23 protein-coding genes and 1 other RNA gene are annotated in these 21,492 nt (G+C 61.1%); 7 read left to right on the top strand and 17 right to left on the bottom strand.

Translation table 11 applies throughout. The features are described 5' to 3' along the window. Nucleotides 1-4 precede the first annotated feature (4 nt). The 9 genes from mraY to rsmI form a co-directional block, all read right to left on the bottom strand. A complete protein-coding gene (gene mraY, locus M2396_RS16085) occupies nucleotides 5-1,087 on the bottom strand; it encodes a phospho-N-acetylmuramoyl-pentapeptide-transferase (RefSeq protein ID WP_101321992.1) in 1,083 nt (360 codons plus the stop codon). Further along, a complete protein-coding gene (murF, locus tag M2396_RS16080; protein ID WP_101321993.1) occupies nucleotides 1,087-2,454 on the bottom strand; it encodes a UDP-N-acetylmuramoyl-tripeptide--D-alanyl-D-alanine ligase in 1,368 nt (455 codons plus the stop codon). The genes mraY and murF overlap by 1 nt, the downstream gene beginning before the upstream one ends. Next, complete coding sequence (locus M2396_RS16075) at nucleotides 2,447-3,934, bottom strand: UDP-N-acetylmuramoyl-L-alanyl-D-glutamate--2,6-diaminopimelate ligase (protein ID WP_181088864.1); 1,488 nt, start codon at nucleotides 3,932-3,934, stop codon at nucleotides 2,447-2,449. The genes murF and M2396_RS16075 overlap by 8 nt, the downstream gene beginning before the upstream one ends. Next, nucleotides 3,934-5,682 carry a penicillin-binding protein 2 gene (locus M2396_RS16070; protein WP_181003854.1) on the bottom strand — a complete coding sequence of 583 codons (1,749 nt, stop codon included), beginning with the start codon at nucleotides 5,680-5,682 and terminating at the stop codon, nucleotides 3,934-3,936. The genes M2396_RS16075 and M2396_RS16070 overlap by 1 nt, the downstream gene beginning before the upstream one ends. Continuing rightward, nucleotides 5,682-5,975 carry a cell division protein FtsL gene (ftsL, locus tag M2396_RS16065; protein WP_101321996.1) on the bottom strand — a complete coding sequence of 98 codons (294 nt, stop codon included), beginning with the start codon at nucleotides 5,973-5,975 and terminating at the stop codon, nucleotides 5,682-5,684. Before ftsL ends, M2396_RS16070 begins: the two co-directional genes overlap by 1 nt. Next, a complete protein-coding gene (gene rsmH / locus M2396_RS16060; protein WP_409035104.1) occupies nucleotides 5,972-6,919 on the bottom strand; it encodes a 16S rRNA (cytosine(1402)-N(4))-methyltransferase RsmH in 948 nt (315 codons plus the stop codon). Before rsmH ends, ftsL begins: the two co-directional genes overlap by 4 nt. Continuing rightward, on the bottom strand, nucleotides 6,916-7,371 hold the full coding sequence (mraZ, locus tag M2396_RS16055) for a division/cell wall cluster transcriptional repressor MraZ (protein WP_101321998.1): 456 nt from the start codon (nucleotides 7,369-7,371) through the stop codon (nucleotides 6,916-6,918). Before mraZ ends, rsmH begins: the two co-directional genes overlap by 4 nt. Before the next feature lie 308 nt (nucleotides 7,372-7,679). Then, an RNA gene (gene rnpB / locus M2396_RS16050) (RNase P RNA component class A) lies at nucleotides 7,680-8,039 on the bottom strand. 67 nt (nucleotides 8,040-8,106) lie between these two features. Further along, on the bottom strand, nucleotides 8,107-8,982 hold the full coding sequence (rsmI, locus tag M2396_RS16045) for a 16S rRNA (cytidine(1402)-2'-O)-methyltransferase (protein WP_259075946.1): 876 nt from the start codon (nucleotides 8,980-8,982) through the stop codon (nucleotides 8,107-8,109). Nucleotides 8,983-9,169: 187 nt separating this feature from the next. On the opposite strand from rsmI, the gene M2396_RS16040 reads away from it, so the two are divergent. The 5 genes from M2396_RS16040 to M2396_RS16020 all read left to right on the top strand — a co-directional run bounded on the left by M2396_RS16040 (nucleotide 9,170) and on the right by M2396_RS16020 (nucleotide 12,892). Next, a complete protein-coding gene (locus M2396_RS16040) occupies nucleotides 9,170-10,984 on the top strand; it encodes a penicillin-binding protein activator (protein ID WP_259075944.1) in 1,815 nt (604 codons plus the stop codon). After that, on the top strand, nucleotides 10,984-11,355 hold the full coding sequence (locus M2396_RS16035) for a YraN family protein (protein WP_181088866.1): 372 nt from the start codon (nucleotides 10,984-10,986) through the stop codon (nucleotides 11,353-11,355). Before M2396_RS16040 ends, M2396_RS16035 begins: the two co-directional genes overlap by 1 nt. Before the next feature lie 88 nt (nucleotides 11,356-11,443). After that, complete coding sequence (locus M2396_RS16030; RefSeq protein ID WP_101322002.1) at nucleotides 11,444-12,037, top strand: phosphoheptose isomerase; 594 nt, start codon at nucleotides 11,444-11,446, stop codon at nucleotides 12,035-12,037. Continuing rightward, nucleotides 12,034-12,612, top strand: coding sequence for a BON domain-containing protein (locus M2396_RS16025; protein WP_101322003.1), 579 nt, complete (start codon nucleotides 12,034-12,036; stop codon nucleotides 12,610-12,612). Before M2396_RS16030 ends, M2396_RS16025 begins: the two co-directional genes overlap by 4 nt. A 61-nt stretch (nucleotides 12,613-12,673) precedes the next feature. Beyond that, on the top strand, nucleotides 12,674-12,892 hold the full coding sequence (locus tag M2396_RS16020) for a YgdI/YgdR family lipoprotein (RefSeq protein ID WP_101322004.1): 219 nt from the start codon (nucleotides 12,674-12,676) through the stop codon (nucleotides 12,890-12,892). 52 nt (nucleotides 12,893-12,944) lie between these two features. Here the strand turns inward: M2396_RS16020 and M2396_RS16015 are convergent, their stop codons facing one another. The 7 genes from M2396_RS16015 to rplM form a co-directional block, all read right to left on the bottom strand. Next, a complete protein-coding gene (locus M2396_RS16015; RefSeq protein WP_101322005.1) occupies nucleotides 12,945-13,376 on the bottom strand; it encodes a ClpXP protease specificity-enhancing factor in 432 nt (143 codons plus the stop codon). Nucleotides 13,377-13,386: 10 nt separating this feature from the next. Continuing rightward, a complete protein-coding gene (locus M2396_RS16010; protein ID WP_101322006.1) occupies nucleotides 13,387-14,010 on the bottom strand; it encodes a glutathione S-transferase N-terminal domain-containing protein in 624 nt (207 codons plus the stop codon). A gap of 118 nt (nucleotides 14,011-14,128) precedes the next feature. Next, entirely contained in the window at nucleotides 14,129-14,908 is a 780-nt protein-coding gene (locus tag M2396_RS16005) for a cytochrome c1 (protein WP_101322007.1), read from the bottom strand. Further along, nucleotides 14,908-16,119, bottom strand: coding sequence for a cytochrome bc complex cytochrome b subunit (locus M2396_RS16000; RefSeq protein WP_101322008.1), 1,212 nt, complete (start codon nucleotides 16,117-16,119; stop codon nucleotides 14,908-14,910). The genes M2396_RS16005 and M2396_RS16000 overlap by 1 nt, the downstream gene beginning before the upstream one ends. Then, nucleotides 16,119-16,712 (bottom strand): ubiquinol-cytochrome c reductase iron-sulfur subunit, encoded by a 594-nt coding sequence (gene petA / locus M2396_RS15995; RefSeq protein ID WP_101322009.1) that lies wholly within the window; start codon nucleotides 16,710-16,712, stop codon nucleotides 16,119-16,121. Before petA ends, M2396_RS16000 begins: the two co-directional genes overlap by 1 nt. A gap of 262 nt (nucleotides 16,713-16,974) precedes the next feature. After that, nucleotides 16,975-17,367 (bottom strand): 30S ribosomal protein S9, encoded by a 393-nt coding sequence (rpsI, locus tag M2396_RS15990; protein ID WP_101322010.1) that lies wholly within the window; start codon nucleotides 17,365-17,367, stop codon nucleotides 16,975-16,977. Nucleotides 17,368-17,381: 14 nt separating this feature from the next. After that, nucleotides 17,382-17,810 (bottom strand): 50S ribosomal protein L13, encoded by a 429-nt coding sequence (gene rplM, locus M2396_RS15985; RefSeq protein ID WP_101322011.1) that lies wholly within the window; start codon nucleotides 17,808-17,810, stop codon nucleotides 17,382-17,384. Between the two features lie 261 nt (nucleotides 17,811-18,071). Here rplM and M2396_RS15980 point away from each other — a divergent pair, with 261 nt between their 5' ends. After that, nucleotides 18,072-19,112, top strand: coding sequence for an NADP(H)-dependent aldo-keto reductase (locus M2396_RS15980; protein WP_101322012.1), 1,041 nt, complete (start codon nucleotides 18,072-18,074; stop codon nucleotides 19,110-19,112). Between the two features lie 236 nt (nucleotides 19,113-19,348). Continuing rightward, nucleotides 19,349-20,245, top strand: coding sequence for a GlxA family transcriptional regulator (locus tag M2396_RS15975; protein ID WP_259076222.1), 897 nt, complete (start codon nucleotides 19,349-19,351; stop codon nucleotides 20,243-20,245). Nucleotides 20,246-20,373: 128 nt separating this feature from the next. On the opposite strand, the gene zapE is transcribed toward M2396_RS15975, so the two are convergent. Then, nucleotides 20,374-21,468: a cell division protein ZapE gene (gene zapE / locus M2396_RS15970; protein ID WP_101322014.1), complete on the bottom strand. Its 1,095-nt coding sequence runs from the start codon at nucleotides 21,466-21,468 to the stop codon at nucleotides 20,374-20,376. Nucleotides 21,469-21,492: the final 24 nt, after the last annotated feature.

Below are 21,492 nucleotides of genomic sequence, written 5' to 3'. Positions count from 1 at the left end.
TCATCTACCTCAGCTTCAGGGTGGCAAGGCCGACCAGCACGAGAATCACGGTGATGATCCAGAAACGGACAATCACCCGTGGCTCGGGCCAACCCTTGAGTTCAAAGTGGTGGTGAATCGGCGCCATACGAAACACCCGCTTGCCGGTCAGCTTGAAGGAGGCGACCTGGATCACCACCGACAGGGTTTCCATGACAAACACACCGCCCATGATGAACAGGACGATTTCCTGCCGAACGATGACGGCGATGGTGCCCAGGGCAGCGCCCAGCGCCAGTGCGCCGACGTCGCCCATGAACACCTGAGCCGGATAGGTGTTGAACCAGAGAAAGCCCAGGCCGGCACCGATCAACGCGCCGCAGAACACGATCAGCTCGCCAGCGCCTGGCACATAAGGGATCAACAGGTACTCGGCGAACTTCACGTTACCCGACAGGTAGCAGAAGATCCCCAGCGCGCCGCCGACCATGACCGTTGGCATGATCGCCAGGCCGTCGAGGCCGTCAGTCAGGTTTACCGCGTTGCTCGAGCCGACGATGACGAAATAGGTCAGCACCACGAAACCGATGCCCAGGGCGATGGTGACGTCCTTGGCAAACGGTACGATCAAGGTGGTTTCGACGCTGGTCGGCGCGGTCATGAAGAGGAACACCGCCGCGCCCAGGCCGAACACCGATTGCCAGAAGTACTTCCAGCGGCTTGGCAGGCCACGCGAATTTTTCTCGATGACCTTACGGTAGTCGTCGACCCAGCCAATCGCGCCGAACAACAGGGTGACGATCATCACGACCCACACGTAGCGGTTGCTCAGGTCAGCCCAAAGCAAGGTACTGATGGTGATTGCAGACAGGATCAACGCGCCGCCCATGGTCGGTGTACCCGACTTGGACAGGTGCGATTGCGGACCATCGTTGCGCACTGCCTGGCCGATCTGACGGATCTGCAGGGTGCGAATCATCCAGGGGCCCAGCCACAGCGACAGCGACAAAGCAGTCAGAACACCCAGAATCCCGCGCAGGGACAGGTACTGGAAGACCGCAAAGCCTTTATGGAACTGCTGTAGATACTCAGCCAACAGCAAAAGCATTAATGTTTCTCCCCGCTGACACCGCACAGTGCAGCCACGACGTTTTCCATCGCAGCGCTGCGCGAGCCCTTGATCAAGATTGTGGTGTCGCTGGCGGTTTCGCTGCTAACAGCGTCGATCAGCTCAGCCTGAGTTGCGAAATGTCGGCCTTCGGCGCCAAACGCCCGGACCGCATGAGTCATGTTGCTACCTACCGCGTACAAGGCATCGACCTTGCCGCGTGCGTAGTCGCCCACCAGCTGGTGGCCTTCCTGCGCCCATTGACCCAGTTCGCCGATATCCCCGAGCACCAGAACGGTGCGCCCGGAAAAGCCGGCGAGTATATCAATGGCCGCACACATCGAGGTGGGATTTGCGTTGTAACTGTCGTCGATCACGCGCACGCCGTTGGCAGTGATCTGCGCGACCGTACGGCCCTTGACTGGCTGCACCGCGTTCAGGCCAGCGGCAATACCGGGCAAGCTCACGCCCAGGGCATGGGCAGCAGCCGCTGCAGCCAGGGCGTTGCTGACGTTGTGGGTGCCGAGCAGATTCAACTGCACCGCCACCGAACCGGCGGCACTATGCAAGGTGAACGCCGGGCAGCCACGGGCATCGCGACCGATATCGCTGGCGTAAAAATCCGCCTGCGGGTTGTTCAGGGCGAAGCTCAGCACGCGTTTGTCGCCAGCACGTTTGTGCCAGATGGCAAACGCCTTGTCGTCCAGGTTGAGCACCGCAGTGCCACCCTCGCCCAGGCCTTCAAGGATCTCGCCCTTGGCCTCGACGATTTTTTCCGGGCCGCCAAACTCGCCAACGTGGGCGGTGCCGGCGTTGTTGAGGATGACCACCTGAGGCTGGGTCAGGCCAACGGTGTAACGAATCTCGCCAAGGCGCGACGCACCCAGTTCGATGACTGCCGCGCTGTGCTCACTGGCGATTTCCAGCAGGGTCAGCGGTGCACCCAGATCATTGTTGAGATTGCCGCGGGTCGCCAGCACCGGGCCACGGGTGCGCAGGATGCAGGCAAGCATCTCTTTCACAGTGGTCTTGCCGCTGGAGCCGGTGATGGCTGCTACTGGCTTGTCGAACCCGGCACGGTTGAGCGCGCCCAGTTGACCCAGCGCCACACGGCAATCAGCGACAACCAGTTGCGGTAGATCGACGCCTTCGACCTCACGTTCGACCAGCGCCGCGACGGCGCCCTTGGCCTGTACATCAGCCAGGTAATCATGGCCATCGAAGCGCGGGCCGGTAAGGGCAACGAACAGTTGGCCGGCGCCGACGCTGCGGCTGTCGATGCTGACGCCATCGAAGCTGACATCGCTGCCAACCAGGCGCGCCTGCAGCGCTGCGGTCAGTTGGCTCAGGCTCAAGGGCTTAAGCATGTGGGCTCCCCCAGGTTGCCAGGGCTTTCTCGGCTTCAACCAGATCGGAGAACGCATGGCGCTCACCGTGAATTTCCTGATAGTCCTCGTGGCCTTTACCGGCCAGCACGATCACGTCGTCGGCCGCAGCAGAGGCGATCAACTGCGCGATCGCGGCGCCGCGGCCAGCGACGAAGCTGACTTCTGACGGTTTGGCAAAGCCCGGGCGAATATCGTCGAAGATGGCCGCAGGCTCTTCAGTGCGTGGATTGTCGTCAGTGACCAACACGCGGTCAGCCAGCCGCTCGGCGACTTCAGCCATCAACGGGCGCTTGCCGCGGTCACGGTCACCGCCGCAACCAAACAGGCACAGCAGTTTGCCGTGGGCGTGTGGACGCAGGGCTTCGAGTACTTTTTCAAGGGCATCCGGGGTGTGCGCGTAGTCGACCACCACCAGCGGTTTGTTACCGCCGCCCAAGCGCTGCATACGGCCGACCGGCCCTTGCAGGGTTGGCACGACCTTGAGAATTTCGTCCAGCGAATAATCCAGCGACATCAGCGCGGCAATCGCGGCGAGCACGTTGCTCAGGTTGAAGCGACCGAGCAGCTGGCTGCGCAGTATGCTTTCACCCTGTGCCGTAACCAGCACCGCACGCACGCCGTCGTCGTCGAATTTGGCTTCGCGGCAGTACAGCGAAGCTTCTGGATTTTCCAGGCTGTAGCTGAGCAAGCGAGTCTCGACGTGATCGGCGATTGGCTTGCGAGCAAAGTCCTCGGCCAGGCGCCGACCGAACTCATCATCCAGATTGACCACCTGGCTACGCAGGTTCGGCCAGGCAAATAGCTTGGCCTTGGCCGCTTCATACGCCTGCATGCTGCCGTGGTAATCGAGGTGATCACGGGACAGGTTGGTCATCACGGCGATGTCGAAGGCCAGGGCGGCAACGCGGCCCTGTTCCAGGGCATGCGACGACACTTCCATGGCCACGGCTTTGGCGCCGGCTTTTTTCAGGTCGTACAGGGTTGCCTGTACTGCAATCGGGTCAGGCGTGGTCAAGCGGCCGCTCTGCAGCGCGCCGGAGAAACCGGTGCCCAGCGTGCCGATCAGGCCGCAGCGTTGGCCGAGGGCGTCCAGCGCCTGCGCCAGCAACTGGGTCACGCTGGTCTTGCCATTGGTGCCGGTGACGCCGATCAGGTTGAGCTGACGGCTCGGTTCACCGTAGAAACGCCCGGCAATCTCCGACAGCTGCGCGATCAGGCCCTTGACCGGAATCAGTGCAACGTCGGTCAGCGGCAGCACGGTGGCGCCCTGCTCTTCATAAGCGACGGCAGCCGCGCCGCGCTGCAAGGCGTCGGCGATATGGTCACGACCATCGACCAGCGCACCTGGCACGGCCAGGAACAGATCGCCCGGGCGCACGGCCCGGCTGTCCAGGGTCAACTCGCGGATCATCGGATCGCGGCTGGCATGGGCAAACAGCTTGCTCAATGGCATCGTCATCAACCACGCCCTCCTTTGGCTACGGCGGCATTCACTTGCGCCGGTACGGCAGGCGCAACGGGTGCAGGCGGTGGCAGGTTATCTGGTGGTACGTTCATCAACCGCAGGGTCCCGGACATGACTTTGCTGAATACCGGTGCCGAGACCAGGCCACCGAAGTAGCCGCCTTTGCTCGGCTCATCGATGACCACGACGATGGCGTAACGCGGATCGCTCATCGGGCCGAAGCCAGCGAACAGCGAGCGGTAGGCGTTTTCGGTGTAGCCCTTGGAGCCGACGGTGGCCTTACGCGCCGTACCGGACTTGCCACCGACGTGATAGAACGGCACCTGCGCGCGGTAGACACCGCGCGGGGCTTCGATCACCTGCTGGAGCATGCCCTGGATGGTCTCGGCGGTTTCCTTGGGCACCACTTGGGTGAAGTCAGGGGTCTTGTCGACCTTGACGATGCTCAACGGCACCATCTTGCCGTCGTTGGCCAGTGCGGCGTAGGCGTGTACCAGCTGCAATGCGGTCACGGACAGGCCGTAGCCATAGGACAGGGTCGCCGTCTCGGCCTTGCGCCATTCGCGGTGGTTAGGCAGGTTGCCGACGCGCTCGCCAGGGAAGCCCAGGCCGGTGTACTGACCCAGACCCAGCTGCGACATCACCCGGTAGATGGCTTCGCCGCCGATGTCGAAGGCGATCTTGCTCATGCCGACGTTACTGGAGTTGATCAGGATGCCGGTCAGGTCGAGCACCGGGCCCTCGCTGCGCGAAACGTCCTTGATCGTGTAGCGACCGATCTGCAGGCTGCCCGGATACACTTCGACTTTGTCGGTCGGTTTCCAGCGGCCGCTCTGCAATGCAGCGCTCATCGACAGCGGCTTGACCGTCGAGCCCGGCTCGAACACATCGATGATGGCCCGGTTGCGCATCGCAGCCGGGACCATGCTGCGGCGGTTGTTCGGGTTGTAGGTAGGCTGGTTGACCATGGCCAGCACTTCGCCGGTCTTGACGTCCATGATCACCAGGCTGCCGGCCTTGGCTTCCTGCTCGGCAATGGCGTTGCGCAGTTCGCGCGTAGCCAGATACTGCAAGCGCAGGTCGATCGACAACGCCAAAGTCGAACCGGCCTTGGCGTTTTTGGTGACCTGAATGTCTTTGATCAAGCGGCCACGCCGGTCCTTGATCACCTGGCGCTTGCCAGGCACTCCGGCGAGCCATTCGTCATAGGCCAGCTCGACCCCTTCGCGACCGTGGTCGTCAAGGTCGGTAAAGCCAACCATGTGCGCGGTGACATCACCGGCCGGGTAGAAGCGGCGGAACTCTTCGAGGCCGTACACACCCGGCACTTTCAGGTCGAGCACCTGCTGGCCTTGCTCAGGGGTAAGCCCGCGCACCAGATAGATGAATTCTTTGTTGGCCTGCTGGGTGAGGCGCTCGGTCAGTTGTTGCGGATTTTGCCCAAGCACAGCCGCCAGTTGCGCCCAGCGCTCCTTGTACGGCTGCATTTCCTTTGGGTTGGCCCACAGCGTGGTGACTGGCGTACTGACCGCCAATGGCTCGCCGTTACGGTCAGTGATCAGCCCGCGGTGTGCCGGAATTTGAATGTGGCGCAGGCTGCGCGCGTCGCCCTGGCCCTTGAGGAAGGCACGGTCGACGACCTGCAGGTCGATGATGCGCCAGCAGATGGCACCGACCATCAGCGCCAGCAGGCCGATCACGACGCGGAAGCGCCAAGGGTAGAGTGCGCCTTCGAGTTTCATCATGGCGCCACCATCCGCACTTCGTCGGCGGCCGGAACACGCATTTTCAGCTGTTCGCTGGCCAGGCTTTCGATGCGGCTGTGGGCAGTCCAGGTGCTCTGCTCAAGGATCAGCCGGCCCCATTCTGCCTGCGCCTTGTCACGCTCGTTCAGTTCGCCAAACAAGGTGTTGAGCAATTGCCGGTTCCAGTGCGCGCTGTAGGACACCGCCACCGCTGAAACCAGCACAGCGATAAACAGCAGCAGCATCAGCGAGCTGCCGCCGGGCAATGGCTTGGCGAAGAGCTTGCTCAACGGAGCTTCTCCGCAACGCGCATGACTGCGCTGCGTGAGCGGGGGTTGGCCTTGAGCTCGGCCTCGGAGGCGAACTGCGCCTTGCCGATCAAGCGCACTTTTGGCTCGAAGACGGTGTGCTGCACGGGCAGGTTGCGCGGCAGGTTGTCCGCCTCGCCCTTGACCAGCTTGCGCATGAACAGTTTGACGATGCGGTCTTCCAGCGAGTGGAAGCTGATCACCACCAGGCGGCCACCGATCTCCAGTGACTCCAGCGCAGCCTCAAGGCCCGCCTCCAGGTCACCAAGCTCGTTGTTGACGTGGATGCGCAGGCCCTGGAAGGCGCGGGTCGCGGGGTTCTTGCCCTTTTCCCAGGCCGGGTTGGCGACCTTGAGCACTTCAGCCAGGTCGGCCGTGCGGGTGAACGGCTGCTTTTCGCGGCGCTCGACCACGGCCCGGGCCATACGCCCGGAGAAGCGCTCTTCACCGTACTGCTTGAATACGCGGGCGATCTCTTCAGCCGGGGCGGTGGCGATGAACTCGGCGGCGCTCATGCCTTGCGCAGGGTTCATGCGCATGTCCAGCGGGCCGTCGTTGAGGAAGCTGAAGCCGCGCTCGGGGTCATCAAGCTGCGGTGAAGACACACCTAGGTCCAGCAGCACGCCGCTGACCTTGCCGGCCAGGCCGCGCTCGGATACCTCTTCGCCCAGCTCGGCAAAGCTGCGCTGCACAATGACGAAGCGGCCGTCTTCGGCCGCCAGCGCTTGCCCCGTGGCAATCGCTTGTGGGTCTTTGTCGAACCCGAGTAGCCGCCCCTGCGGCCCCAGCTTGCTGAGGATCAGGCGGCTGTGGCCACCGCGGCCGAAGGTACCATCGAGGTAGCAGCCATCGGCGCGCAGGGCCAGTGCCTCGACAGCTTCGTCGAGCAGCACGGTGATGTGGTTGAAGCCGCTATCTATGGTCACAGGATCAGGTCACGCAATTCGTCAGGCAAAGCGCCCGGTTGTTGAATAGCTGCAAGATCGTCTGCCGAAACCGCGTTCCAGGCATCCTCATCCCACAGCTGAAATTTGTTCAGCTGCCCCACCAACATCGCCTTCTTGTCCAGATTGGCGTACTCACGCAGGCGCGGCGGTACCAGAAAACGGCCACTGCCATCGAGCTCCAGGTCTACCGCATTACCGATCAGCAAGCGCTGCAGGCGGCGGTTTTCCTCACGCAACGACGGCAAGGCACGCAACTTGGCTTCTATCTGTTCCCACTCATCGAGGGGATATACACATAAGCAGCGATCGACTGCATCGATGGTCACGATCAACTGGCTCTGGCAACGCGAATCCAACTCGTCACGGTACCGACTCGGCATGGCGAGTCTGCCCTTTGCATCAAGGCTGACGGCATTGGCTCCGCGGAACACGGCTGCGATTCCCCACAATGTTATCGTTTTTAGGCCAGAAAACCCACTTCAACCCACTTTCTGCCACTTGCGCACACTATAGGAATCCGCCCGGTACACCGTCAAGGCGCGCTCGTAGGGAAATCCCTTACACGGCGGAGATTTAGCTCAACAAAGAGATGAAGGAAGATAAAAAGAAGGAAAAATGGCGGGCAAAAAATGTGCGAACTCAGTCAGATAGCGACCGAAGTTAAAGTGATTTATTAAGAGTAAGATTTTTTCGGTATTACCAAGGTGCTTCTGCTGTCGATTACAGCAGGGAGGGAGAGGTGGAGAGTCGATCTATAAGCCGGGTTTTGTCGAGGACAGTCATTCCTCTACGACGGCCATCACTGGACGCCTCTAGCAACCTACCCGGTTCCGACGCGGGCCACGCCTAATGGAACCCTATTTGGTCTTGCTCCGAGTGGGGTTTACCTAGCCACGAACTGTTGCCAGTCGCGCGGTGCGCTCTTACCGCACCTTTTCACCCTTACCGGCACCGAAGTGCTTAGGCGGTTATTTTCTGTGGCACTTTCCGTAGGCTCACGCCTCCCAGGGGTTACCTGGCACTCTGCCCTATGGAGCCCGGACTTTCCTCCCCCCTCTTTTGCGGAACAAAAGAAGGCAGCGACTGTCCAATCGACTCTCCGCCGACAAGGGTAACGTCAGGCGCGCTCAAGAACAAGCTTTAGAGCAACAGGATGTCGCTAATGCTCAATTGGCTTTCTGCTTTTCCAGGGCCGCCTGATACAGCAGGTTCTTGCGCACCCCGGTAATTTCCGCTGCCAGCGCCGCTGCGCGCTTGAGTGGCAATTCCGCCAACAGCAAGTCCAGAACGCGCTGCGCCTCGGTGCTGATCGCCTGCTCGTCTTCGGGCGCACTCCAGCCCCCCACCAACACCACGCATTCGCCGCGCTGCTGATTACTGTCGGCGGCAACAAACGCGTGCAACTCGCCCAGCGGCAGGCCCTTGAGTGTTTCGAACGCCTTGGTCAGCTCACGCCCAAGCAGCGCCGGGCGATCCGCACCGAACACCGCCTGCATGTCATCGAGGCATTCCAGAATGCGGTGCGGGGCCTCATAGAAGATCAGCGTGCGCGGCTCTTCCTTGACCTGTTCCAGGCGGGCACGCCGCCCAGCAGTCTTGGCAGGCAGAAAGCCTTCGAAGATAAACCGGTCAGACGGCAGGCCAGCGGCCGACAACGCAGCAATCAGCGCGCAGGCGCCGGGCACCGGCACCACTTTCACGCCGGCAGCGCGAGCCTGGCGCACCAGGTGATAACCCGGGTCGGAAATCAGCGGCGTGCCAGCGTCAGAGACCAGCGCAATATCGTCGCCCGCCAGCAAGCGAGTCAGAAAACGCCCGCCCTCGTCACGCTCATTGTGCTCATGGCAGGCAGCCAGCGGCGTGTTGATACCGAAGTGCTGCATCAGGCGCATTGAGTGGCGGGTGTCTTCGGCGGCGATCAAGGCTACATCCGCCAGCACCTTGAGCGCGCGGGCACTCATGTCATCGAGGTTGCCGATCGGCGTGGCCACCACGTACAGCGTGCCTGTGGTGGATTTCGAAGCCCCTGCTACATCTGTCACTGCGCGCACCTGTCTTTCGGATCAAAGGCGCCATTGTAGCCCGAGCACCGGTAACAGGGCGCAAACATCTTCACCGGCGGCCCGCTTCAAGCCACCTATAGTGAAGGTTGCACGTCAGCGACATCGCGCCCCGGCCAGTGGTTGGGTACAATCGTCGGCCAACCAGATCGAGTAACAGGACTTTTACATGATCGCTTGTCTGCGGCTGCTCACAGCCCTCTGCCTCGCTGCCTTGCTGGCAGCTTGCGCAAGCTCGCCCTCATCCAGCCTGGGCGAACTCCCGCGCACCCCGGACGCCAGTATCGAGCAACTGCTCGAGCAGGCAGCCACCAGCAAGTCGCCCGAGGACGCAGCCCTGCTGCGCCTGAGCGCTGCCGACCTGGCCTACAAGCAAAAGGACTATCCACGCGCAGCGCGGATTCTCGAACAGGTACCACTGGACCCGCTCAAGCCTGCTCAGCAGGTGTTCGCCAGCACCTTGAGCGCTGAGCTGGCCATGAGCCGCAACCAGCCCAAAGCTGCCCTGACCGCCCTCGCCCACCCTAGCCTGCAGCGTCTGGGCGAGATGCCGGCTGAGCTGCAAGTGCGCACCTACAGCGTGCATGCCGCCGCCCTCGAAGCCGATGGCCAGACCTTGGCCGCAGCGCAGCAGCGGGTGCAACTGGCGCCTCTGCTCAGCGGCCAGGCGGCCAGCGCCAACAACGACGCGACCTGGGCACTGGTCGCTGCCTTGCCTGCCGAGCAGCTGCAATCGACTGGCAACGACACCCTGGCCGGCTGGACCAGCCTGGCCCTGGCGGTAAAAAGCGCCGGCACGCTGGAGCAGCAACAGGCTGCGATCGACGCCTGGCGCAACCAGCATCCAGAGCACCCCGCAGCCAAGCAACTGCCGACCGCGCTGACCAAACTCAAGGAACTGGCCAGCCAGCCCCTGACCAAGATCGCCCTGCTGCTGCCTCAGGAAGGCTCGCTGGCCGGCGTCGCCCGCGCCTTGCGTGATGGTTTCATGGCCGCGCACTTCCAGGCCCAGCAGGCAGGCCAACAGGCACCTGCGATCCAGGTCTATGACAGCTCGCGGATCAGCTCGCTGGACGATTTCTACCGCCAGGCTCAGGCCGATGGCGTGCAACTGGTAGTCGGCCCGCTGGAAAAACCGCTGGTGAAAAAGCTCGCCGCCTACCCGCAGTTGCCACTGCCGACCCTGGCCCTGAACTACGCCGAAGCCGGCCAGAGCGCACCGCCGCAACTGTTCCAGTTTGGCCTTGCCGCAGAAGACGAAGCCCGCGAAGTGTCGCGCCGTGCACGCGCCGACGGCCTGGTCCGCGCTGTTGCGCTGGTGCCGAGCGGCGAATGGGGCGACCGCGTGCTGGCCGCCTTCCGCAAGGACTGGGAAAGCAACGGCGGCACCCTGCTGGCTGCCGAGCGTATCGCCCAGCCGGTCGCCCTCGCCCAGCAAATCGCCGAGCTGTTCCAGCTGCGCCAGAGTGAAGGCCGTGCCAAGAGCCTGCAAAGCACGGTCGGTGGCAACATTGCCGCACAACCGTCACGCCGCCAGGACATCGACTTCATCTTCCTCGCTGCCACCCCGCAGCAGGCGCAACAGATCAAGCCGACGCTGAACTTCCAGTACGCAGGGGATGTGCCGGTCTACGCCACCTCCAACCTGTACAGCGCCAGCGGTGACGTCAACCAGTACAACGACATGACCGGCATCCGCTTCTGCGAAACGCCGTGGCTGCTCGACAGCAGCAACAGCCTGCGCCAACAAGTCGTGCAGCAGTGGCCACAAGCCGCTGGCAGCCTCGGCCGGCTTTATGCGATGGGCGTTGATGCGTATAGCCTGGCACCGCGTCTGGGCCAACTGAAGGCACTGCCTGACAACCGCGTACAGGGCCTGTCCGGCAGCTTGAGCATGAACCCGAGCCAGCGCATCGAGCGTCAACTGCCATGGGCAGAGTTCGCCGGCGGCCAGGTCAAACGCCTGCCGGACACGCCGCGCTGATGCAGGCGGCATCGCCTGGTCGCGCCGGCCAGGATGCTGAGGACTACGCCCTGGAGTATCTTTTGGGGCAAGGTCTGCAGTTGCTGGCGCGCAATTGGCGATGCAAGGGAGGCGAGCTTGATCTGGTCATGCTCGACGCCGATACAGTAGTATTCGTCGAAGTCCGCTATCGGCTGCACGCAGACTTCGGCGGCGCCCTCGGCAGTATCGATGGGCGCAAGCAGCAACGCCTGGCGCTGGCCGCCAGCATGTTTCTGCACAAGGAGTTCCGCTGGGCCAATCACCCCTGCCGCTTCGATGTCATCGCTCTACAAGGCAGCGGCCATGCAGGGCAACCGCTGCAATGGCTGAAAAACGCCTTCGAATGCTGAACCCACTGCGAATTTTTTGCTCTATGTTTCGCGGGCTGGTCCCTGTTGCGCGTCGCGCGGGCCACCGCCCCTCTTAAGGTCACACCAGATGGACATGCAATCCCGAATTCGCCGGCTGTTTCAGGCCAGCATCGACACCAAGCAACAGGCAATGGACATGTTGGCGCCGCATATCGAGCAGGCCAGCCTGGTCATGGTCAATGCCATGCTCAATGAGGGCAAGATGCTCGCCTGCGGCAACGGCGGCTCAGCCGGCGATGCTCAGCATTTCTCGTCCGAGTTGCTCAACCGTTTCGAGCGTGAGCGCCCGAGCTTGCCGGCGATCGCGCTGACCACCGACAGCTCGACGATCACCTCGATTGCCAACGATTACAGCTACAACGAAGTGTTCTCCAAGCAGATCCGCGCCCTCGGCCAGCCCGGCGACGTGCTGCTGGCGATCTCTACCAGCGGTAACTCGGCGAACGTGATTCAAGCGATCCAGGCCGCACATGATCGTGAAATGATTGTCGTAGCAATGACCGGGCGCGACGGCGGTGGCATGGCCTCGCTGCTGCTGCCCGAAGATGTCGAGATTCGCGTACCGTCGAACGTGACTGCGCGCATCCAGGAAGTCCACCTGCTGGCGATCCACTGCCTGTGTGATCTGATCGACAGCCAACTGTTCGGGAGTGAAGAATGATCCCCAAGCGTTTTGGCCTGATGGCCCTGACTCTGTGCCTGAGCCTCTCCGGCTGCAGTTCGGTATTGACCTCTACCCGCGACAATCCTATCGAGGACGATCGCGGCACCCGCACCATCGGCAGCAAGATTGACGATTCACTGATCGAAACCAAGGTCTCGGTCAACATCGCCAAGGCCAACCCTGACCTGGACAAAGGCTCGCACATCGTTGTCAGCAGCTATAACGGCGTTGTCCTGCTGGCCGGGCAAACCCCGCGTGCTGACCTCAAAAGCCTCGCCGAGCAGACCGCCGGCCAGGTGCAGCGGGTCAAGAAGGTGCATAACGAAATCCAGGTGATGCAGCCGTCTTCGATTCTGGCGCGCAACAACGACGCCTGGCTGACCACCAAGATCAAGGCGCAGATGCTTGGCGACGCCAATGTGCCTGGCTCGCGCATCAAGGTCATCACCGAAAACGGTATCGTCTACCTGCTCGGCCTGGTTACCCAGGGCGAAGCCAACGCCGCGACCAGCGTGGTGCAAAGCGTTTCCGGCGTGCAGAAAATCGTCAAACTGTTCGAATACATCGACTAAGTCGCACCCGGCGGGAGGGCTGCGTCCTCCCGCCCTCCTCACCCGATCCAGGAAATACTCCATGACCAAGTTTCTGCTGCCCGCGCTGCTGATCGGCGCCTGCGCATCCCTGGCTGGCTGCTCCAGCCCGAGCATCATCACCCTGAATGATGGCCGTGAGCTGCAGGCATTGGACCAGCCCCACTTCGATCGCGCTTCTGGCTTTTATGAATTCGAACAGCTGGACGGCAAGCGCACGCGCATCAACAAGGATCAGGTTCGTACCATTACCGACCTGTAATTGCTGATCCAACGCTTACAAAAAAGGCGATCCTCTCGGATCGCCTTTTTTGTTACTTGACCACCTTCAGACTCGGTCGTCCGCTAGGACGCGGCGGCTGGCCACCACCTTCGGGCGGGCCGTCGTTATCCGGCTCGTCAACTTCATCCTCAAGCTCTTCATCATCCAGCAGCGAAGGCTCAAGCTCGAACACCATGCCCTGACCGTTCTCGCGGGCGTAGATGCCCAGGATCGCACCAGTGGGCACGAACAACGAATGCGCGACGCCGCCGAAGCGGCCTTCAAAGCTCACTGCGTCGTTATCCATGTGCAGGCTGCGCACCGCACTGGGCGACACGTTCAGGACAATCTGACCATCACTGGCGAAGCCCTGGGGCACCTGGACGGCCGGAAACTCGGCATTGACCAGCATATGGGGCGTGCAATCGTTGTCGACGATCCACTCGTACAGTGCTCTAACCAGATAGGGGCGACTGGAGTTCATCAACGGCTCCTTAAAGCTTGCGCATTTCACGTTCAGCAGCAGACAGGCTCGCCTGGAATGGCTCGCGGGCGAACTGTCGCTCCATATAATCAAGCAGCGGCTTGGCTTGCCGCGGCAGTTCGATACCCATCACCGGCAAACGCCAGAGTATGGGCAGTAGACAACAATCGACCAGGCTTTGCTCATCACTCATGAAGCAGGCCATCTCGGCAAACAATGGCGCAACCCCGGTCAGGCTCTCGCGCAGTTCCTTGCGCGCCTTTGCCTGCGCAGCCTCGGTGCTGCGCTTGTCGAGCAGCACGTCGGCCAGCGAGCACCAGTCGCGCTGGATGCGGTGCACCAGCAGGCGGCTGTTGCCGCGTGCGACCGGATACACCGGCAGCAGTGGCGGGTGCGGATAGCGCTCATCGAGGTATTCCATGACCACGGTCGACTCATACAGCGCCAGATCGCGATCAACCAGGGTTGGCACACTGGCGTAAGGATTCACTTCAACCAGCTTGGGTGGCACACGCCCAGGATCGACGTCGATGATCTGCACGCTGACGCCCTTTTCGGCGAGCACCAGGCGGACCCGGTGCGAGTAATGATCAGCGGGATCGGAATAGCAGGCTAACCTGTTGGTTACGCCCATGCAGCGCCTCCTCGTGGGGATGCTTGTAAAACACAAATGCAAACGCGCCCTGAGGGGCCCAATGCAGTTGCACGGGGCGCCTCAGGGCGCGTTCAACTAACCAGAAATTACTGCGTGATCAGTGCACGTCCTTCCAGTATTCGCGCTTGAGCAAATAGGCGAACACGAAGAAGAAAGCCAGGTACAGCAACACATAGGTACCGATGCGCTGGCTCTCCAGTTTGACCGGGTTGGCCGAATAGGCCAGGAAGGTCACCAGGTTCTTGACCTTCTCGTCGAACTGCTCGGGCGTCAGGGTACCGGATTTCGGCTCGATGGTCAGCTGATCACATGCTTCATGGGTCAATGGGCTGCCCGTCAACGGGTCATATTGCTTCTTGCCGTCAACGACGCTCTGCACCTGCTTGCAGCCAATCACCTGATTACCCTGCAGGCCAACCAGCACGTTAGGCATGCCAACGTTGGGGAAGACCTTGTTGTTGACCCCGTATGGCCGCGACTTGTCCTCATAGAAGCTACGCAGGTACGAGTACAGCCAATCGGTACCACGCACCCGCGCAACCAGGGTCAGGTCTGGCGGCGCAGCACCGAACCAGGTCTTGGCATCAGCCGGCTGCATGCCGATCTGCATGTGGTCGCCGATCTTGGCACCGGTGAACACCAGGTTTTCCAGCATCAGCTCATGGGGGATACCCAGGTCATCAGCGACCCGCTCATAGCGCTGGAACTTCGCGCTATGGCAGCCCATGCAATAGTTGGCAAAGGTCCGCGCACCATCCTGCATGGCGGCTTTGTCACTCAGGTCGATATCGACCTTGTCCAGCTCCAGGCCGTGTTCCGCGGCAAAGGACAAGGCAGGCATCACTGCCAGGAACAGTACTGCAATAAGCTTTTTCATCAGCCAGTCACCCTTTCCGGAACCGCTTTGGTCTTCTCCAGCCTTGTGTAGAACGGCATCAGCAGGAAGTAGGCGAAATACAGCACGGTACAGACCTGCGACAGCAGGGTCCGCCCCGGCGTAGGCGCCAACACACCCAGCACACCGAGAATCACGAAGCTGACGCAGAACACCAGCAGCCAGATCTTGCTCAGCCAGCCCTTGTAGCGCATGGAACGTACCGGGCTGCGATCAAGCCAGGGCAACACGAACAACACGGCAATGGCGGCGCCCATGGCGATCACGCCGAACAGTTTGTCGGGCACCGCGCGCAGGATCGCGTAGAACGGTGTGAAGTACCACACCGGAGCAATGTGCTCGGGTGTCTTGAAGGCGTTGGCTTGCTCGAAGTTTGGTTTTTCGAGGAAGTAGCCGCCCATTTCCGGGAAGAAGAACACCACCGAACAGAACACGAAGAGGAACACCACCACGCCGACGATATCCTTGACGGTGTAGTACGGGTGGAACGGGATACCGTCGAGGGGGATGCCGTTTTCGTCCTTGTGCTTCTTGATGTCGACGCCGTCAGGGTTGTTCGAGCCGACTTCGTGCAGCGCCAGGATATGCAGCACCACCAGGCCGAGGATGACGATCGGCAAGGCCACCACATGCAAGGCGAAGAAGCGGTTCAGGGTGATCCCCGAGATCAGGTAGTCGCCGCGAATCCACTGGGTCAGGTCATCGCCGATCACCGGGATGGCGCCGAACAGCGAGATGATTACCTGCGCACCCCAATACGACATCTGGCCCCAAGGCAGCAGATAGCCCATGAACGCTTCAGCCATCAGCGCCAGATAGATCAGCATGCCGAACAGCCAGACCAGCTCACGCGGCTTCTGATAAGAGCCGTAGAGCAGCCCGCGGAACATGTGCAGGTAGACCACGATGAAGAACGCCGAGGCGCCGGTGGAGTGCAGATAGCGCAGGATCCAGCCGTACTCGACATCGCGCATGATGTACTCGACCGAGGCGAACGCCTCTTCGGCCGAAGGGGTGAAACTCATGGTCAGCCAGACGCCGGTAACAATCTGGTTGACCAGCACCAGCAACGCCAGCGAGCCAAAGAAGTACAGGAAGTTGAAGTTCTTCGGCGCGTAGTATTTGCTCAGATGCTCTTCCCACATCTTGGTCGCGGGGAAGCGCGCATCGATCCAGTCCATGAACTTGCTCATCATGCGTTCTCCTGATCGACGCCGATGACGATGATGTCGTCCGTCTCGTATGAGTGCGGAGGCACTGGCAGGTTGAGAGGTGCCGGCTGAGACTTGTAGACGCGGCCAGCGAGGTCGTAATGAGAGCCGTGGCAGGGGCAGAAATAGCCACCGACCCACTTGGGCCCCAGATCGACCGGCGCCACTTCAGGACGGAAGGTCGGCGAGCAGCCCAGGTGGGTGCATAGGCCAACCAGCAGGAGGATTTCCGGCTTGATCGAGCGCACCTCTGGGTCGACGTAAGTCGGCTGCACCGAGGCCTGCGATTCCGGATCAGCGAGCTCGCCGACGATTTTCTTGAGATTGCCGAGGATCTCTTCTGTGCGTCGCACGATGAATACTGGCTGCCCGCGCCACTCAGCAACCATCTGCTGGCCGGGTTCAATCTTGGCAATATTGACCTTCACCGGTGCACCGGCGGCTTTCGCCTTGGCACTGGGAAACCATGACCCCACGAACGGTACCGCAGCCCCCACAGCCCCCGCTGCACCCACCACGGACGTGGCGGCTACGAGGAAGCGGCGCCGGCCTGCGTTGACGCCGTCATTACTCATTCAGTCCTCTCCCATCAGCTGCTCTGGCCTGTTGAACCAGGCCTGTATTGTGTGAATGTCTGTGGCACTAAATTTTGGTCGCCATGGTAAGAAACAAATCCACACACTGACAAGGTGATTAGCCCCGGCCGGGCTACAACCCACGCTTTGCTTGATCTGCGTCTATAAGGCGACTTGCCACGGACATGCTGACAGGTTAGTTCAAGGCAAAAAAAAAGCCCGGTTCCAAGGAACCGGGCTTCTTTCGACTGCCGAAGCGAAATTAACGCTTGGAGTACTGAGGACGCTTACGTGCTTTACGCAGACCCACTTTCTTACGCTCGACTTCACGAGCATCGCGGGTTACGTAGCCAGCGCGACGCAGAGCAGGGCGCAGGGCTTCGTCGTAGGCCATCAGAGCGCGGGTGATACCATGACGGATCGCACCGGCTTGACCGCTGACACCACCACCGGAAACGGTGACGTAGATGTCGAACTTGGCAACGTTCTCGGTCAGCTCGAGGGGTTGACGAACAACCATGCGAGCGGTTTCGCGACCGAAGAAAGTGTCCAGAGGACGGTTGTTGATGGAGATGTTACCGGTACCTGGACGCAGGAAAACGCGAGCGGTTGCGGTCTTGCGACGGCCAGTGCCGTAATTTTGAGTCGCCGACATAATGAACTATCCCGTTAGATCTTCAGTTCTTGAGGCTGCTGAGCAGTGTGTGGGTGAACAGCGCCCGCGTACACTTTCAGCTTGCGGTACATGTCGCGACCCAGCGGGTTCTTAGGCAGCATGCCCTTGACCGCGGTCTCGATGATACGCTCAGGGGCCTTGGCGATCAGCTTGTCGAAGCTGATTTCCTTGATGCCACCTGGGAAGCCGGAGTGGGAGTAGTACATTTTGTCAGTAGTTTTAGCACCAGTGACACGTACCTGCTCGGCGTTGATTACGACGATGTAGTCGCCGGTGTCAACGTGAGGGGTGTATTCAGCTTTGTGCTTGCCACGCAGACGAAGAGCGATTTCGGTAGCCAGACGACCCAGGGTCTGACCAGCGGCGTCGACGACGAACCAGTCGCGCGTAACTGTTTCTGGTTTAGCAGTAAAAGTTTTCATTATCTCTAAAGCCTCAGAGGCCGCCCAAGCAATAAAAAATAGACGGCGAATCTTACTGGATAGTGCGCAACTTGACAAGCAAGCACGCAGCCGAATACGGACGCTATTGGGGGCTCGGGTCGGGCACGTCCAATATCCGGCGGGTTTCTCTCGTAATGCAGTGCATCACTTCCGCAAAACGGAGAGGGGCAGGATTATCCAGATTGCAGAAAAAAATTCAACCTGCTTTTATGGTCTTTTTCGCCAGAGAGAAGCTTCCAGATGGAATACCGCAAGCTCGGCCGTACCGACCTCAACGTCAGCGCCCTGTGCCTGGGCACCATGACCTGGGGCGAGCAGAACGATCAGGACCAGGCGTTTGCCCAGATCGCCCGGGCCAAGGCCGGCGGGATCAACTTCATCGATACCGCAGAGATGTACCCGGTCCCGCCGCGCCCGGAGACCTACGCCGCCACCGAACGAATCATCGGTAACTGGTTCAAGGCCAACGGCGATCGCGACCAATGGACTCTGGCGAGCAAGGTTGCCGGCCCGGGCAACGGCATCAGCCACATCCGCGACGGCCAGCTCAAGCACAACCGCCAGCACATCGTCGCCGCGCTGGACGCAAGCCTTGAGCGCCTGCAGACCGATCACATCGACCTGTATCAGCTGCACTGGCCAGAGCGCAGCACCAACTTCTTCGGCAAGCTCGGCTACCAGCATCTGCCGCAGGACCACTTCACGCCACTGGAAGAAACCCTCGAGGTGCTCGACGAGCAGGTTCGTGCCGGCAAGATCCGTCACATTGGCCTGTCCAATGAAACGCCATGGGGCACGATGAAGTTCTTGCAGCTGGCCGAGAGCCGCGGTTGGCCGCGGGCAGTATCGATCCAGAACCCCTACAACCTGCTCAACCGCAGCTTCGAGATCGGCCTGGCCGAAGTGGCGATCCGCGAGCAATGCGGGCTGCTGGCCTACTCGCCGCTGGCATTCGGCATGCTTGCCGGCAAGTATGAAAACGGCGCCAGACCTGAAGGCGCGCGGTTGACGCTGTTCAACCGCTTTGCCCGCTACTCCAACCCGCAGACCGTGGCCGCCTGCAGCCGTTACGTGCAGATAGCCCGCGAGCATGGCCTGGACCCGGCCCAGATGGCCCTGGCGTTCGTCACCCGCCAGCCGTTCGTGACCAGCAATATCATCGGTGCGACCAGCCTTGAACAACTGGAAAGCAACCTCGCCAGCGCCGATCTGAACTTGAGCGATGAGCTGCTGGCAGCCATCGAAGCGGTGCACCAGGATCAGCCAAACCCGGCGCCGTGATGCAGCCGTAACAAAGCGGCAGCGGGTCAGCCCGCTGCCGCTGGCAGCTGGATCGGGACGGGGTAGACACAATCGCCAAAAAATAAGACGATCCAGCCGGTGATTGACCACTCTACCCTATAAGAACAATGACAATGATCTTTACCCAACCCACCGCTTCATTGCGGCGCGTCAGCATTCTGGCCGTCGATAATGTGTTCGCCTCGACCCTGATGCAGGCCAAGGATTTCTTCCACCTGGCCAGCCTGCGCTACGGCAAGCAAATGGGCCTGGGCCTGCAACCGATGTTCGAAATCTGCCTGGTCAGCCCCGACGCTGCACCGGTGGACAGCTTCAGCAACGTGCAGGTGCCGGTAGACGGCGGCCTGGGCGATGCCGATGTGATCATCCTGCCGGCGTTCTGGGATGACTTCGACAACCTTCAGCAGCGTTATCCGCAGGTCTTGCCATGGCTACGCGAGCAGCATACGCGTGGCGCGGTGCTCTGTGGCGAAGCCAGCGGCGTGTACTGGCTGGCCGAAGCGGGCTTGCTCGATGGCAAGGAGGCGACCACCTACTGGCGCTTCTTCACTGACTTCGCTGAGCGCTTCCCGGCTGTGCGGCTGAACCAGGACAAGCACCTGACCGATGCCGACAACCTGTACTGCGCGGGCGGCGCGACCTCGGCGTGCGACCTGTACATTTACCTGATCGAGCGCTTCTGCGGGGCCAATGTCGCCCGCGCGGTAGCCCGCGACATCCTCTATGAAGTGCAACGCAACTACACCCCAGGGCGTATGGGTTTTGGTGGGCAGAAGCTGCATCAGGACCTGATCATCCTGCAGATTCAGCACTGGCTTGAAGAGCATTTCGCGGACAAATTCCGCTTTGAAGACGTCGCCCGCAACCATGGCATGAGCATTCGCAATTTCATGCGCCGGTTCCAGACGGCTACCGGCGACAAGCCCCTGCACTATCTGCAACGGCTGCGCATCGAAACCGCCAAGGGCTTGCTGTCGAGTACCCGCAAGAGCATCAAGACCATCAGTTATGAGGTGGGCTACGACGATGCGAGCTTCTTTGCCCGGCTGTTCCGCCAGCATACCGAGCTTTCGCCGAACCAGTATCGGCAGCAGTTCATGCAAGAGGCTTGAGGGGCATGGGGGCTGCCTTGCAGCCCTTCGCGGGTGAACCCGCTCCCACAGCTCACATGGGGCGCTGCGAATCCTGTGGGAGCGGGTTCACCCGCGAAGGGCCGCAAGGCGGCCCCAACTACACCGAATTAAGGCTTATGCGCTCGCGCCAGAAACTCGTGCGACTGCATCTCCAGCAAACGGCTCAGCGTACGCTGGAACTCGAAGCTCAGCCGCCCTCCGGTGTACAGATCCTTCAACTCAACCTCAGCTGAAATGATCAGCTTGACGTTACGGTCGTAAAACTCATCGACCATGTTGATGAAGCGCCGGGCGATATCGTCGGTAGCCACACCCATCTGCTCGACATTGCTCAGCAGCACGGCATGGAAGATCTTGCCCAGCTCGATGTAGTCGTTCTGGCTGCGCGGCCCGTCGCACAAGGCGCGGAAGTCGAACCAGGCGACATCGTCACAGGTACGCAGGGCGTGAATCTCGCGATTCTCGATCATCAGCACGTCGTTCTCGACCGCCTGCGTGCACTCCGGGGTCAGAGCCTTGAAGCTCTGGCGCAGGCTCTCGTGCGCAGCGGCATCGAGCGGGAAGTGGAACAGTTCGGCCTGCTCGAGGTGACGCAGACGATAGTCGACGCCGCTGTCGACGTTCACCACATCGGTGTACTGCTTGATCATGGCGATGGCTGGCAGGAAGCGCGCACGCTGCAAGCCATCCTTGTACAGGCCGTCAGGCACGATGTTGGAGGTCGCGACCAGTGATACGCCGTTCTTGAACAGCTCTTCCATCAAGGTGCCGAGGATCATCGCATCGGTAATGTCAGAGACGAAGAACTCATCGAAACAGATGACCCGGGCTTCGTTGGAGAAGCGCTTGGCGATCACCGTCAGCGGGTTCTTCTCGCCCTTGAGCGTGCGCATTTCTTCGTGCACGCGCTTCATGAAGCGGTGGAAGTGCGTGCGCATCTTCTGTTCGAACGGCAGCGCCTCATAGAAGGTGTCGACCAGATAGGTCTTGCCGCGCCCTACCCCACCCCAGAAGTACAAGCCCTTGACCGGGGCCTGGTCCTTCTTGCCGAACAGCTTGCCGAGCACGCCGGGCTTGTTGTTCTGCGCCGCGACCAGGTCGTCGTACAGACGCTGCAGATGACGCACCGCTGTTTCCTGCGCCGCATCATGGAAAAAATCGGGACGTTTGAGATCTGCTTGATATCGTTCTAAAGGCGTCATAATTCGCTGGCGAGGTAACAAAAG

Source organism: Pseudomonas sp. BIGb0278 (assembly GCF_024809895.1).
In the GTDB taxonomy this organism is placed as follows: Bacteria; Pseudomonadota; Gammaproteobacteria; order Pseudomonadales; family Pseudomonadaceae; genus Aquipseudomonas; species Aquipseudomonas shirazensis.
The sequence above is the reverse complement of the archived record's forward strand: the minus strand, read 5'-3'. Positions and strand labels throughout refer to the sequence as shown.

What these genes read in the sequence shown, in the direction of transcription:
- mraY (WP_101321992.1), bottom strand. Translation starts at nt 1,087, where the DNA reads ATGCTTTTGCTGTTGGCTGAGTATCTACAGCAGTTCCATAAAGGCTTT.
- murF (WP_101321993.1), bottom strand. Translation starts at nt 2,454, where the DNA reads ATGCTTAAGCCCTTGAGCCTGAGCCAACTGACCGCAGCGCTGCAGGCG.
- M2396_RS16075 (WP_181088864.1), bottom strand. Translation starts at nt 3,934, where the DNA reads ATGACGATGCCATTGAGCAAGCTGTTTGCCCATGCCAGCCGCGATCCG.
- M2396_RS16070 (WP_181003854.1), bottom strand. Translation starts at nt 5,682, where the DNA reads ATGAAACTCGAAGGCGCACTCTACCCTTGGCGCTTCCGCGTCGTGATC.
- M2396_RS16040 (WP_259075944.1), top strand. Translation starts at nt 9,170, where the DNA reads ATGATCGCTTGTCTGCGGCTGCTCACAGCCCTCTGCCTCGCTGCCTTG.
- M2396_RS16035 (WP_181088866.1), top strand. Translation starts at nt 10,984, where the DNA reads ATGCAGGCGGCATCGCCTGGTCGCGCCGGCCAGGATGCTGAGGACTAC.
- M2396_RS16030 (WP_101322002.1), top strand. Translation starts at nt 11,444, where the DNA reads ATGGACATGCAATCCCGAATTCGCCGGCTGTTTCAGGCCAGCATCGAC.
- M2396_RS16025 (WP_101322003.1), top strand. Translation starts at nt 12,034, where the DNA reads ATGATCCCCAAGCGTTTTGGCCTGATGGCCCTGACTCTGTGCCTGAGC.
- M2396_RS16020 (WP_101322004.1), top strand. Translation starts at nt 12,674, where the DNA reads ATGACCAAGTTTCTGCTGCCCGCGCTGCTGATCGGCGCCTGCGCATCC.
- M2396_RS16015 (WP_101322005.1), bottom strand. Translation starts at nt 13,376, where the DNA reads ATGAACTCCAGTCGCCCCTATCTGGTTAGAGCACTGTACGAGTGGATC.
- M2396_RS16010 (WP_101322006.1), bottom strand. Translation starts at nt 14,010, where the DNA reads ATGGGCGTAACCAACAGGTTAGCCTGCTATTCCGATCCCGCTGATCAT.
- M2396_RS16005 (WP_101322007.1), bottom strand. Translation starts at nt 14,908, where the DNA reads ATGAAAAAGCTTATTGCAGTACTGTTCCTGGCAGTGATGCCTGCCTTG.
- M2396_RS16000 (WP_101322008.1), bottom strand. Translation starts at nt 16,119, where the DNA reads ATGAGCAAGTTCATGGACTGGATCGATGCGCGCTTCCCCGCGACCAAG.
- petA (WP_101322009.1), bottom strand. Translation starts at nt 16,712, where the DNA reads ATGAGTAATGACGGCGTCAACGCAGGCCGGCGCCGCTTCCTCGTAGCC.
- rpsI (WP_101322010.1), bottom strand. Translation starts at nt 17,367, where the DNA reads ATGTCGGCGACTCAAAATTACGGCACTGGCCGTCGCAAGACCGCAACC.
- rplM (WP_101322011.1), bottom strand. Translation starts at nt 17,810, where the DNA reads ATGAAAACTTTTACTGCTAAACCAGAAACAGTTACGCGCGACTGGTTC.
- M2396_RS15980 (WP_101322012.1), top strand. Translation starts at nt 18,072, where the DNA reads ATGGAATACCGCAAGCTCGGCCGTACCGACCTCAACGTCAGCGCCCTG.
- zapE (WP_101322014.1), bottom strand. Translation starts at nt 21,468, where the DNA reads ATGACGCCTTTAGAACGATATCAAGCAGATCTCAAACGTCCCGATTTT.